The organism is Pseudomonas sp. Root401 (assembly GCF_001425105.1).
GTDB classification, from domain to species: domain Bacteria; phylum Pseudomonadota; class Gammaproteobacteria; order Pseudomonadales; family Pseudomonadaceae; genus Aquipseudomonas; species Aquipseudomonas brassicacearum.
Genome location: NZ_LMDO01000023.1, coordinates 13,871 through 26,637, shown reverse-complemented (window position 1 = coordinate 26,637; position 12,767 = coordinate 13,871). Strand labels below are relative to the sequence as shown.

Below are 12,767 nucleotides of genomic sequence, written 5' to 3'. Positions count from 1 at the left end.
TGGCAGCTCAGAAACTCACCCAGGCGATGAGTTGGAAGTAGGTGTTCGTCGACGCACTCCCGCTCTGGTTGCCACCGTTTCCAAGCCACTTATCGGGCTTGTAGAAGCCGACGAGGGGCGAGAGCGTGATGTTGTCCGTCACCATCCAATCGAGGAAAAAGTCGAACTCGCGTGCGCTGAAGTCCTGCTCCCCCCGCCGGGAAAGCTGGTGGTAGTCGAAGGCCATGGCGTTAAGCGTCAACTTATCGGTCGGCATGACCGAGAGCAGTACATCATTGATCTGCATATTCGAAGTCACTGAACCTGCGTAATTCACGCCGACTTCACCTTGGTAGCGTTTACGAAAACCGCCCTGGAACAGGAAGTCCCAGCCTTCGGAATAGCGCGTATAGCGATAGCTCACGGTCGGTTGCCATTTGACATCGGCGAAGGTGTAGCCCGCGTCGAAGAACATCGCCCGCTGCGATCCCGACCGCTTTTCCTGACGCGCCACTTCGAACGCGAAATCCGCATTCTCGATGCCGGCATTACCCTGGCCACGGATGCTGTAGATGTCCATGCCCTTGCGCTCCCCCCGATCGCCAAAGACGTATCGCTCTTCGACATCCAGGCCGCGCACGTACGTCGAACCGATCGAGCCGATGGGCGTCGTGTAGTCGACGGTAGCGGCCGCCACTTCAGTCTTGGACTGCCCGGGATTATCCGACTTCAACCAGATCAGGCTGCCGTGAAGGCCCTGAGTACCGCCCAGCTTCAGGACTGCCGTATTCCCGAACGCCAACCGCGGGCCGAGGTAAAAGGCACCGCCGCGATTGAAGCGGCCCTGCGCTACGCCCTCGATGGGGTTGAAAGCGTTCCCGGGGGCAAACCCATCATCGGTAATCAGGAAGCCGTCCACCGTAACGATCTGCCGGCCAAAAGAGAAATCAACGCCGTCCGTGCCCAAGGCCGGAATCAGATCCCCTGACTTCCAGCCCAGGTAGGCATCTTCCACAGCGGTTTCTCTCTCATTTCCCGCGGTGATCGCTCCCGCGTCCCCATCGCCCCATGTCCCCGTGCTGATCAGGCTGAACCCACCGTAGACCGAACCTGCACCGATCTTGTCCGTCGTACCGTTTACGCCGTACTTCACGAAGCCTTCTTGCCATCGCATCCTGCCGGGTTCCTTCTCAGGATTGGCGAGGTAGTTCTTTTCACTGCCGAACCAGCCAAACCCCGCCCAGAGGTCGGCATTCAGGACGGTTGCGCCATCGTCTTCGTTGTAGAACTCATAGGCCTGCGCCTGCGGCTCCAATGTGCAGAGTGCAACCAGCGAAAGTAATGGGGCGTAGTAGGGGGTGCGCATGACGTCTCTCCTGTTTTTAGATTTTATGAGGCGAGTCATGAGTGTTCCGATTCAGGTCGCCCATGCGGTAGCCCAAATCAGCATGTGCAAAGGGTTGGCCGCGCATTTCCTTGGTGCCATTTCTCCCCACCGAAAAACATGTCCAGAGACATGAGCGGTTGCCGTTTTGGGCTACGGCCTGCACAGGCGCCCCCCCTATGCTGGGCCACAAGAACGCATAAGAACGAGGTACCGTCATGACCCCATCACCGCCGTTACGTCAGGGGCTTTGCCTGCTGATCCTCGCCACCTGCAGTGCGCTGCCATCCCTGGCCACTGCCCACCATTCATTCGCGCTGTTCGACCAGACCAAGACGGTCACGGTCCAGGGCGTCGTCGAGCGCTTCGCCTGGACCAATCCGCACATCACGATTTACCTCGATACGCCCGGCCCGCCGGCCCAGCGCTTCAAGATCGAGACGGGCAGCGTCAACGCCTTGCAGCGCGCGGGTTGGAGCGCCGACTCGATCAAGGCTGGCGAGAGTGCCGAGGTGTCCTTCAGGCCGCTGAAAAACGGTGACCCGGGCGGACTGCTCGTGGAGATCAAGATCGGTGACGTCGTGCTCTCAGGCGGCGGATAGGCCAAGCCCCCTCCCCCAGTTTCATGGGCACCGAACCAAACCGAACCAAACCGGCCAGCAGCGTGGAGACGTTTCAATGAAACCGACACGAACCTTGAGCGCAGCAACGATTTTCCTCGGCGTCGTCCTCGTGACCGTCGCCGGGGTGTGCAACGCGGCATCGTCCAAAACCCAGAACAACGCACGTGCGGACATCAGCGGCACCTGGGAAAGAACCCCGGACGACTGGTTCGGTGAAAACCCGGACGATCCGGTGCACCCGGGCGGGCCGATGGACCTGAAGGAACCCTATGCCCGCCAATACGCCGAGCTGAAGAAGAAACAAGCCGTAGCGAACGAAGCCGGGACGCCTATAGCCACGACGAGCTCCAAGTGCCTGCCTGAGGGAATGCCGACGTTGATGGCGGCGCTTTTCCCGATCCAGATCATTCACGACGACAAGCAAGTGATTGTCCTCGGCGAGTACCTCCAGCAGGTGCGCCGGATTCTCCTGAACCAGGCATTGCCGCCCAAGGAGAAGCTCGACCCCAAGTACCAGGGGCATTCGCGCGGCCACTGGGAAGGCGACACGCTCGTGGTAGAGACACAACGCGTGCGAACGGACGTGACGTTCTATGACGTTCCCCACAGTGAGGAGATGAAGATCACTGAACGCATCAGGCTACGCGGGCCGGATCACCTGGAAGACCAGGTGGTGATCGAGGACCCGCAGGTGCTCAACACTCCGTATCGGTTCACGTTCGACTACAAGCGCTCCAACTACGCCATTCAAGAGTATGTCTGCGAGAACAACCAGATCGTCATCGACAGCGAAGGCAAGGCGTCCCTCAGCCGTGAGTGAAGCCCCTATCGACGCCCCCCTTGGAGATGAGCGGATGGAACGACCGATGACCCTCAGCCTCCTGCGGCCGACGCTGCAAGGCGCCCTGCTGTCGCTGATTCTCACCTCGAACACGTTCGCCGAGGTGCCCCGCATGCCCACGGCCATCGCCGTGCCGCCCTCCAGCGTGGCACCGCTGTCGTCGGCGAAACGTCCGGGCACCGAACACAGCGACCTCGACAAGTACGGCTACATCGAAGAGGAGTTTTACCTGCAAGGTGTCGCCCCAGCCATTACCGCCGCGGGCAAGACCCTCCTCGAGGCGCCTTACACCACGCGCATCCTGGTGCGTAAACCGGCGGACCCGGCGCGCTTCAACGGCACGGTGGTGATCGAGCCGTTCAGTTGGTTTGGCGAGCGCGGCGCTGGATGGATCCTGACCCGTGATTACTTGCTCCGGCGTGGCTACGCGTACGTCGGCTACACGCTGAACATGAACAAGCCGGCCGTCGATCCCAAGTTCATCTCGGACACCCCGGCCGCCGAAGCCGAGCAGATCGCCCAGTACGGACGGATCGTCAACTTCGAGTTCATGCGCCGCTTCGACTATGCACGCTATGCGCCGCTGGGCACCTATTACGATCCAGAGCGCTTTACCCGCGGTGAAGGCCCTGATCCGTTCGTTCCGCAGTCACAGGGGATCGCGGCGCAACTGGCGTTGCTGCTCAAGACCAATGCGGCGCAAGGACCGCTGGCAGGCCTCGACGTGCAGCGCGTGTACGTCAATAGCTGGGCCGTGACCGCACAAGTCTGGATGGACTACCTCGACCAGGGCCGCCACCAGCAATGGCGCATGCCCGACGAAAGGCCGCTGATCGATGCCTACATGACCGGGCGCATGGCCTATGGCGAGGTGGGTGGCGACGTCATTCGACTACCCCGGAAGATGCCCGGCGGCGTGCCGTTCGTGACCGTCTACAGCCAATCCGAACTGATGCACGACGTGATCGAAGGCATCGACTTGCCGCCAGACAGCGACAGCCCGCAGCTTCGCTACTACGAAGTGACTGGTATGCCGCACCTGCGGCTGGCCGACCTCGGTACGGAACATACCGAACTGTTTGCCGCCGACGTCGGCAAGGGCGACGACCCACGGTGCCGGACGCTGTACGACGAGCCGGCGGAATTGATCGTCTCGGCGCTCCTTGACGGCATGGACCAATGGGTGCGCGAGGGCAAGGCCATGCCGAAGGCGCCGCGGGTCGTGCGCGAGGGCAAGGCCGCCGTGCGCGACCCCGCCAGCGGCAACCTGCAAGGGGGCGTGCGTCCGCCGTGGATCCAGGTGCCCAGCGCGGCCTACCTCACGGACCAGGAGACCGGCTGCGGCCTGATCTATGACACCAAGGAGCCCTATTCCAAGGACGTGCTGCGCCAGCGCTACGGCAGCTTCAGTCACTACGAACAGGCATTCGAGGACGCCAAGCGCCTCTCGATCAAGCAAGGCTATCTCCTTCCGGAAGACGCAACGGGCCTGCGTCCGATCGCAAGACCACAAGACTTCTAACCCCATGCGGAAGCAAAGCAAATGTCATCAGAACTCATCATCGCCTGGATCTATGCATCACCGTTGAGCACCGCTATCAGGGACCTGTCCTGGGTCGTGCCGAGCATCCAGAGCGTTCATATCGTCGCCATCGCAGTGATCTTCGGCGCCGCCGTGATCTCTGATCTGCGCCTGGCCGGCGTGTTCGCCACCGACGAGCCCATGGCTGGCGTCGTGCGCCGCTATTTCCCGTGGATGCGCGCCGCGCTCATCGTCCTGCTCCTCACCGGGCTGGTCATGATCATCGGCGAGCCAGACCGCGTACTGGTCAACACGACGTTCTGGCTGAAGATGTTCCTGGTCGTCGCCGTGTTCACGCTGGCCTGGTCAATCCGGCGCCCATTGCTGCGTCCCGCCGCTCAAGCGCAAGGCGAGGACCAGAAGCCTCCCTTCAAGGCGCTGGCCTGGCTGTCGATCGCCCTGTGGTGCGGCGTGATCTTCTGCGGTCGCTGGATTGCCTACTGATCCCAGCGTTTTCAATGAACGTTTTTCTCAGGTATTCGCCATGGACATCCAATCGATACTGCAAGCCCTCGAGGACACCTCTGTCGCCGCCTACATCAGAGAGTCGGGCTCGTTTTTTCCAAACCTGGAGTCGGTGCATGTGATCGGCATCGCCCTTGTGTTCGGGACCATCGCCGTCGTCGACTTGCGCCTGCTTGGCGTCGCCTCCCATCGGCGAAGCGCGCTACGGCTGATCCAGGAACTGCTGCCATTCACCTGGGTCGCCTTCGCAGCCTGCGTGGTTACCGGCCTGCTCATGTTCACCTCCAATGCCACCACCTATGCGCAGAACAGCGTCTTCTGGTGGAAGATGGGCCTGTTGCTGCTGGCGGGCGTGAACATGGGGATATTCCACCTGGGCGCCTATCGCCGGATCGACGAATGGGACACGACCCTGCCGCCGCCCAACCAGGCCCGTATCGCTGGGTTCAGCTCGTTGACGCTGTGGGTGAGCGTGATCTGCCTTGGCCGCTGGATCGGATTCGTCTGATGGCTCGCCTGTCGCACACCTGCCCTAGCGATGACGCCAACGGCGCGATCCAGGTCGTGCGCCCGGCATCCAGCCGCTGGGAATCGCTGGCCCTGTTGCTTGCGGCCCTGGCAATCGTCGCCTGCGTGACAGGCTATGTGCTGCTGCGCCCACAGCACGCCGGCCCACCGACACCCTTGAGTTGGCAGGTGCGCTCCTTCGATGGCCTGGGTGCGGTCGACCAGGCCATCCACAGCGCCCTGTTGCCCGCCGGTGAAGAAATCATCTGGAACAACAACGACACCGGCGGTTGGATCACGCTGGAGCAGGCTCAGAAGATCTTGCTGCCGCCGTTCTATCGAGACGCCTTCTGGAAAACCAATGGCGAGGTGCACTGGCAGTTGATTCTGCCTGGCACGCACCTGCCCCATGCCGGTTCCGTCGATGATCACGACGACGCCGACACCCCGCAAGCCCCGAGCCCCAGCGACGTATCACAAGCCACCCAGGGCCAGGGCGCCACGGTCTACTACGGCTCCGGCGGTCACGCGCCCGGCCAGAGCGCCTATCTGCTCGTCATTGGGCACGCCCATGCCGGCGTCATGTGGGCCAACCAGGCGACGATCTGGGTCCATCGCGACCCGAACGCGCCCTACCCCGGCATCGTCAAGCCTGAATCGCTGGTCGGCAGCGGTTGGCGCCAAGTCATCCCTTACAACGGTGCCAGCGAAGTCGAACGTGTAAAAGGAAACCAGCCATGACCGTTTCTACCAGACACCGCGCACTGTGGCGTCGTTGCCTTGCGCTGCTGGTGCTGATACCCGCCATCGCACTCGCTGGCCCGACTGCGCCCTTGGGCAAGAAGCTCAAGATCGGCGTCACCCTGCACCCGTACTACAGCTTCGTGGCGAATATCGTCGGCGATCGAGCCGAGGTCGTTGCGCTCATTCCGGCACAGGCGAACCCGCATAACTATCAGCCGCAGCCCGACGACATCACCCGCGCGATGACCCTCGATGCCCTGGTCGTCAACGGCATCGGCCACGACGAATGGGCCTTCCAGATCATCAAGGCCGCCGGCCGCGGGGCGACACTGCCGATCATCCAGGCCAATGCCTCGGTGGCCCTCATTCCCATCGGCGGCGACCAGGACGGCGCCAAGGTGGTCAATCCGCATACCTTCGTTTCCACCACGGCAGCGATACAACAAGTCTTCGAGATCACTCGCCGGTTGGGGGAGCTGGACCCGGGCAACGCTGCGGCGTATCGACAAAACGCCCTGGCCTATGCCGCGCGCATCCGGGCGCTAAGGGCCGGCTTCATGACCCGCTTCGCCGCGCTGGATTTGTCTTCGTTCCGCTGCGCGACCACCCATGCCGGCTACGACTACATGATGCAGGAGTTCGGCCTGTTCGTGAGCGCGGTGATCGAGCCCCGTCATGGCGTCGCGCCGACCGCGCGCCAGTTGGCCAACACCATCGACGCCATCAAGAAGGCCAATGTGAAGGTGTTGTTCGCCGAGAAAAATTTCTCCCTCGATCTCGCCAAGCCTATCGAAGCCGCCACCGGCGTGAAGGTCTTCTCGCTGTCTCACATCACCGGCGATACCTACAGCGCGGACGAATTCGAGGTGGCGATGCGCGAAAACCTCGAGACCTTGGCCGAAGCCGTTGAGTTCATGCAGCGATGAAGGAGACACCAGCGATGCGCGGTCCCGCCATAGTGTTCGATAACGTTTCCCTGCGACTGGGAGGCACGCAAGTGCTTGAAGACATCAGTTTTCGGGTGGAAGCCGGTGCGCTGCACTGCCTGGTCGGTCCGAACGGAGGCGGCAAGACTTCACTGGTGCGCGCACTGCTGGGCCAGATGCCGCATTCGGGAACGGTCCGCTTCGAGGGCGAGGTCACCACCCCCGTGGGCTATGTCCCGCAATTGCCGGACTTCGACCGCAACCTGCCGATGACGGTCAACGATCTCATGGCCCTTCTCGGTCAACGCCGGCCAGCCTTCCTGGGCTCCAACCGATCCGCCAAGGCGGCCAATGCCGAGGCCCTGTCGCGTACCGGCGTGGCCGGAATGGGCGCCAAACCCTTTGGCAGCCTGTCCGGTGGCCAGCGCCAGCGCGTGCTGCTGGCCCAGGCGATCAGCCCGGCGCCCTGGCTGTTGATCCTCGACGAACCAACCGCCGGCATCGACGAATCGGGCGTGCGGCTGGTGGAGGCGCTGGTGGCCGAGTTGCACGGCCGTGGCGTCACTATCCTGTGGATCAACCATGACCTGGAACAGGTCAGGCGCATCGCCCAATCGGTGACGGTTATCAACCGCAGAGTGCTGTTCCACGGCGCCCCCTACCAAGTCGCCTATTCACTGGAGGGGGGCCAATGAGCGCCCTGTACGACTTCATTCGCAACCACCTGCAGGCGCTCGCCTCGAGTGGCATCCTGCCGCAGCCGTTCGAGTACGAATTCGTAATCAATGCATTGCTCTGCGCAGTGCTCATCGGACCGCTGCTGGGCGTGCTGGGCTCGATGGTGATGATCAAGCGCATGGCGTTCTTCAGTCAGTCCGTCGGCAACGCGGCGATGACTGGCGTTGCCATTGGCGTGCTGATCGGCGAATCCTACACGTCCCCCTACTTCTCGATGTTCGGCTTTTGCTTGTTGTTCGCGCTGACACTGAAGTACACGCAGCACCGCACCACGCTGGCCAATGACACGCTGATCGGCGTGTTCCTGTCCATCTCGCTGGCGGTCGGTGCCTCGCTGTTGCTGTTCGTGTCGGCGAAGATCAACACCCACGTGATGGAAAGCGTGCTGTTCGGCTCCATCCTGGCGGTGGACCACACCGACATGAATGTGCTGCTTGGCGTCACGGCGATGTGTGCGCTGCTCGGACTGCCGCTGTACAACGGCATGCTGTTGGCCAGCCTCAATCCGAGCCTGGCACATGCCCGCGGCGTGCGTGTGCGAAGCGTCGAGTACCTGTTTGTGGTGCTGGTCACCCTGGTGACGGTCGCCTGCCTGAAAATCATCGGCGCCGTGCTCGTCGAAGCCCTTCTGCTCATACCGGCAGCGGCGGCACGCAACATCAGCCGTTCACTCCCGGGGCTGGTGGCGCGCGCCATCCTGATCGCGACCTTTTCCTGCGTGGTGGGCATCCTGGCGCCGATGCAGTTTCACATTCCCGTGCCAACGGGCGGCGCAATCGTGATAGTCGCCGCCCTGGTGTTTATCGCCACCACCGTCATGCGCGCTACCGCGTCCCGGTTCAGGGGGGCCAGCGTATGAACAGGCAATGGCTCTACAGGTCCTGGCTGACGATGCTGGCATTGCTGCTGGGCAGCCCGCTTTCGGCCATTGCCGACACTAGCCGGCAACAGGTGCTTGTCGCACTGCCTGCCGTGTATGCGCTCACCTCGGCACTCAGCGACGGCACCACCCTTGAGGTCGTCCGTGTTCCGGCAGACGCGGCCGTGCCCATGGAAAGCCAGGCCAACGCGCTGTCGCGCCTGGACGCCGCGGTATTCCAGCAGGCCGAAGCCGTGGTCACCCTCAGCAGTCTCTGGCGCGCGGATCCGCTGTATGCGGCGGCACGCCGGCAAAATCTGCGGATCGTCGAGATCGATGCCTCGCGCTCATGGGACACCATCAAGCCCGGCGTGGCCTCGACCCGCGCGCCATCGAACGACGTTCCCTGGGCCGCCGCGAGCGAGGCCGATGAGGGGCAATCCCCGTACGCCTGGCTCGGCCCCGTCAACGCCATGCGCATGTCGGCGCTGATCGCTGCCGACCTGGCACGCCTGGCCCCCACCGATGCGCCACGGATAGAGCGCAACCTCGCCGCGCTCGAAGGCCGCTTGCGCCGGCTCAAGGCAGACTACGGCGCCCGGTTGACGGCAGTGCCGGACCTGCGCGTGCTGTCGCTGGCCAATGAGTTCATCTACCTGTTCGGCGAATTCGGCGTCTTTGTCGACGGCTGGTTCGTCCAACAGGACATCGACTGGAGCGACGCTGACTGTGCCGCGCTGACCCAATACCTGCGCGAGCGTGACATCCGCGTAGTGGTCCACAAGTGGGCACCGGACGCCAGAATCGCCAAGGCCATCAAGGACGGGGGCGCGCGGCTGCTGATACTCGATACAGGCAACCCGGGAATGCTCGCCGACAAGGCCAACGGATACGAAGCACTCCTGGGTTCGAACCTGGAGGCCCTGCTGGCGGCCTTTGCTACGACTGGCAACGACAACACGAGGGGCGATGGTCAGTCGCCCTCCCAATGAACGATCTTGACGGCGAGACGTTATGAAATTCATAGGTTCAGCACTGCGGCTAGCGATGGCAGGCGCTCTGGCGTTCTGCCAGGCAACCTTCGCCCATGGCCCCGTCTTCGATTGCTACATCGAGGGCGATAACCAGGTGAAGTGCGAGGCGGGCTTCACCGATGGCAGCTCGGCCACCGGCAGAAAAATCCATGTCCAGGACCCGAGCAACAAAGTGTTGCTCGAAGGCGAGGTTGGCAAGGACAACACCTACATGTTCCAGCCCCCCGCCGGAAACTACTCCGTGGTGTTCCTCGGTGGCGCCGGCCATGAAATCACGATTCAGTCTTCCGACATTTCAAGGTGAAAGCGACATGACGTTCAAACGAAAACTGCTCCAGGCCCTTGCCGCTACGACACTCACTGGCTTGACCGGCGCGGCACAGGCCCATTTCCAGATGCTCTACCTCGAGGAAACGGCGCTGCAGCGCGCAGAAAAACTCGAGTTCGCCCTGGTGTTCACCCACCCCTTCTCCGGCGGCCCCACCATGGCCATGAATGAACCTCGCGCCTTCAGCCACAGCAGCTCCCATGGCGGAGAAAAAGTCGATCTGCGCAAATACTTGCGCCCCGTCGAGTGGCAGAGTCGCGACAACCGAACGACGGCCTATCGTGCCTCGATTCCACGGGAGTTGGTGCGCTCACTGGGCGATCACATCTTCGTCCTCGAACCCGAGCCCTACCTGGAGACCGAGGAAGATGTCTATATCCAACAGTTCGCCAAGCTCATCGTGAACGTCGGTGGAGTCCCCAGTAACTGGGCAGAACCACAAGGGTTGCCGGTGGAGATCCAGCCATTGAACAAGCCTTATGCAAACTGGACCGGCGGCGTGTTCCGCGCCGTGGTGCTGGCCGATGGCAAGCCTGTTCCGTTCGCCGAAGTCGAAATCGAATACGTCAACCATTCCGTTGATCTCGAAAAAAACGCCTTCGGCCAGCAAGACTATGTCACAGCCCCCCAAGCCTCATTCAAAGCCCAGAACACCTACGCGGACGCCCAAGGTATCGTGACCATCGGCCTGCCCCGGGCCGGCTGGTGGGGCATCGCCGCGCTCGACATCGGTGCGACGAAAACCTACAAGGGCAAACCCCTGTCGCAAGACGCGGTGCTGTGGGTGCAGGCCAGGGACATGAAGTGACCCGGCCCTCATGCGTTCACATCTACGACGGTGCGCCCGCGCACCTTGCCTTCCAGTACCCGAGTGGCAACGGCCGGCACCTCTGCCAAGCCAACCATCTGGGTGGTGCGGGTCAGCTTGCTCAAATCAAGGTCCTGGGCGAGTCGCGACCATGCCTGCAGGCGCACCGCTTGCGGAGCATTGACCGAATCGATACCGGCCAGGGTTACGTTACGCAAGATGAAAGGCAGCACCGAGCCAGGCAGATCCGCGCCCTGGGCCAGGCCGAAGGCAGCGACAACGCCGCGATATTGGGTTTGAGCCAAGGCGTTGGCCAGGGTGTGGCTGCCCACCGAATCAATGACGCCAGCCCAGCGTTCCTTGGCAATCGGTGCGCCCGGCTGCGACAAGGTGTTGCGGTCGATGACCTGCGTCGCCCCAAGGTCGCGCAGGTAGTCGCCCTCCTCTTGCCGTCCGGTCGAGGCGATCACTCGATAGCCCAGGCCCGACAGCAGTGCGATGGCCACCGAGCCGGCGCCGCCGCTGGCACCGGTGACCAGGATATCGCCTCGATCCGGGGTCAGCCCGCCATGCTCCAATGCCAGGACACTGAGCATCGCCGTGTAGCCTGCGGTGCCGATGGCCATGGCCGCCTGGGTCGAGAATACTTCCGGGACTTTTACCAGCCAGTCACCGCTCACCCGCGCCTTCTGCGCAAAGCCGCCGTGGTGGGTCTGGCTCAGCCCCCAGCCGTTGACCAGCACACGGTCGCCGGCCTCGAACCCCGGGTGACTGGACGTCTCGACGATACCAGCGAAGTCGATGCCCGGAATCAGCGGAAATTGGCGAATGACGGGGGAGCGTCCACTTAGGGCCATGGCGTCCTTGTAGTTCACGGTCGAGAACTCGATCGCGACGGTAACGTCACCGGGCATCAGGTCCTCGTCCTTGAAGTCGACCAGATGGGTCGAGATCGCTTCGCCGGTTTTAGTCGTGAGCAGCGCCTTGAATGTCATGGTTCTTGTCCTGTTCGTTCAAAGGATCGTCATCGCTGCCCTGCAGATGCAACAGACACGGCAACGGGTATGGCCAGGCCGCATCAGTGTGCCTGAGAAGGCCGTTTGGTTTCGAGTTGCAGCGCCCTGCGGATGCCCGTTTCCAGCAAGCGTGCCGGAGCAAAACAGCGCATGAACTGCAACTGGCCGGCCGCTTTGCCAGCGGTATAGCGCAACTTCGGACGCTCGGCACGCGCGATCTGGAGTACCACTTCAGCCACCACGTCGGGGCCGTCGGCGGTCGCCATGGCCTGGTTCACCACTTTCGTCACTTTTGAATAATCGGTTCTGTTTCTGCGGCCATTTAAACTTTCGAAAAAAGCGCAAAAATTGCCTCACCAATGGTTATGGGTCAGTCACATGGCTGTTGGGCTTGCAGCCCTCTTCGCGAGCAGGCTCGCTCCCACAGGTTTTGCGGTGTACATGGATTCTGTATCTGCTGAAGATCCAATGTGGGAGCGAGCCTGCTCGCGATGGCGGTGTCATAGCCGATGACGATGCTGGATGTGCTGGCCTCTTCGCGAGCAAGCTTTGCTCCCACAGGTTTTGCGGTGTACATGGATTCTGTGTCTGCTGAAGATCGAACGTGGGAGCGAGCCTGCTCGCGAAGGCGGTGCCATAGCCGATGAAGATGCTGGATGTGCTGGCCTCTTCGCGAGCAAGCTTTGCTCCCACAGGTTTTGCGGTGTACATGGATTCTGTGTCTGCTGAAGATCGAATGTGGGAGCGAGCCTGCTCGCGATGGCGGTGTCATAGCCGATGACGATTCTGGATGTGCTGGCCTCTTCGCGAGCAAGCTTTGCTCCCACAGGTTTTTCGGTGWACATGGATTCTGTGTCTGCTGAAGATCSAATGTGTGCGAGCTTGCTCGCGATGGCGGTGTCATAGCCGATGACGATTCTGGATGTGCTGGCC

15 protein-coding genes are annotated in these 12,767 nt (G+C 62.2%); 12 read left to right on the top strand and 3 right to left on the bottom strand.

Features of this window, described 5'->3' with window-relative positions:
- Positions 1-7: 7 nt before the first annotated feature.
- Positions 8-1,345 (bottom strand): hypothetical protein, encoded by a 1,338-nt coding sequence (locus ASC85_RS17275; protein WP_057450620.1) that lies wholly within the window; start codon positions 1,343-1,345, stop codon positions 8-10.
- Positions 1,346-1,581: 236 nt separating this feature from the next.
- On the opposite strand from ASC85_RS17275, the gene ASC85_RS17270 reads away from it, so the two are divergent.
- The 12 genes from ASC85_RS17270 to ASC85_RS17215 all read left to right on the top strand — a co-directional run bounded on the left by ASC85_RS17270 (position 1,582) and on the right by ASC85_RS17215 (position 10,818).
- Positions 1,582-1,965: a DUF6152 family protein gene (locus ASC85_RS17270; RefSeq protein WP_027911569.1), complete on the top strand. Its 384-nt coding sequence runs from the start codon at positions 1,582-1,584 to the stop codon at positions 1,963-1,965.
- A 76-nt stretch (positions 1,966-2,041) separates the two neighbouring features.
- Positions 2,042-2,806, top strand: a complete 765-nt coding sequence (locus ASC85_RS17265) for a hypothetical protein (protein ID WP_027911570.1) — start codon at positions 2,042-2,044, stop codon at positions 2,804-2,806.
- Positions 2,807-2,852: 46 nt separating this feature from the next.
- A complete protein-coding gene (locus ASC85_RS17260) occupies positions 2,853-4,349 on the top strand; it encodes an alpha/beta hydrolase domain-containing protein (protein ID WP_223524481.1) in 1,497 nt (498 codons plus the stop codon).
- Positions 4,350-4,370: 21 nt separating this feature from the next.
- Positions 4,371-4,853, top strand: a complete 483-nt coding sequence (locus tag ASC85_RS17255) for a DUF6644 family protein (protein WP_027911572.1) — start codon at positions 4,371-4,373, stop codon at positions 4,851-4,853.
- A gap of 40 nt (positions 4,854-4,893) precedes the next feature.
- The gene (locus ASC85_RS17250; protein WP_027911573.1) at positions 4,894-5,382 is read left to right on the top strand and encodes a DUF6644 family protein; all 489 of its coding nucleotides are present in this window, start codon (positions 4,894-4,896) and stop codon (positions 5,380-5,382) included.
- Positions 5,382-6,122: a DUF6162 family protein gene (locus ASC85_RS17245; RefSeq protein ID WP_057450619.1), complete on the top strand. Its 741-nt coding sequence runs from the start codon at positions 5,382-5,384 to the stop codon at positions 6,120-6,122. The genes ASC85_RS17250 and ASC85_RS17245 overlap by 1 nt, the downstream gene beginning before the upstream one ends.
- A complete protein-coding gene (locus ASC85_RS17240; RefSeq protein ID WP_027911575.1) occupies positions 6,119-7,051 on the top strand; it encodes a metal ABC transporter solute-binding protein, Zn/Mn family in 933 nt (310 codons plus the stop codon). Before ASC85_RS17245 ends, ASC85_RS17240 begins: the two co-directional genes overlap by 4 nt.
- Positions 7,052-7,065: 14 nt before the next feature.
- Positions 7,066-7,746, top strand: a complete 681-nt coding sequence (locus ASC85_RS17235; protein WP_223524484.1) for a metal ABC transporter ATP-binding protein — start codon at positions 7,066-7,068, stop codon at positions 7,744-7,746.
- Positions 7,743-8,648: a metal ABC transporter permease gene (locus ASC85_RS17230; protein WP_028236814.1), complete on the top strand. Its 906-nt coding sequence runs from the start codon at positions 7,743-7,745 to the stop codon at positions 8,646-8,648. Before ASC85_RS17235 ends, ASC85_RS17230 begins: the two co-directional genes overlap by 4 nt.
- Positions 8,645-9,640, top strand: a complete 996-nt coding sequence (locus ASC85_RS17225; protein WP_223524490.1) for a metal ABC transporter substrate-binding protein — start codon at positions 8,645-8,647, stop codon at positions 9,638-9,640. Before ASC85_RS17230 ends, ASC85_RS17225 begins: the two co-directional genes overlap by 4 nt.
- Before the next feature lie 22 nt (positions 9,641-9,662).
- Complete coding sequence (locus ASC85_RS17220) at positions 9,663-9,986, top strand: hypothetical protein (protein ID WP_028236812.1); 324 nt, start codon at positions 9,663-9,665, stop codon at positions 9,984-9,986.
- A 7-nt stretch (positions 9,987-9,993) separates the two neighbouring features.
- Complete coding sequence (locus ASC85_RS17215) at positions 9,994-10,818, top strand: DUF4198 domain-containing protein (protein WP_027911580.1); 825 nt, start codon at positions 9,994-9,996, stop codon at positions 10,816-10,818.
- A gap of 8 nt (positions 10,819-10,826) precedes the next feature.
- On the opposite strand, the gene acuI is transcribed toward ASC85_RS17215, so the two are convergent.
- Both acuI and ASC85_RS17205 read right to left on the bottom strand, forming a co-directional pair.
- On the bottom strand, positions 10,827-11,813 hold the full coding sequence (acuI, locus tag ASC85_RS17210) for an acrylyl-CoA reductase (NADPH) (RefSeq protein ID WP_057450617.1): 987 nt from the start codon (positions 11,811-11,813) through the stop codon (positions 10,827-10,829).
- Between the two features lie 83 nt (positions 11,814-11,896).
- A complete protein-coding gene (locus tag ASC85_RS17205; RefSeq protein ID WP_430458893.1) occupies positions 11,897-12,124 on the bottom strand; it encodes a hypothetical protein in 228 nt (75 codons plus the stop codon).
- Positions 12,125-12,767 lie beyond the last annotated feature (643 nt).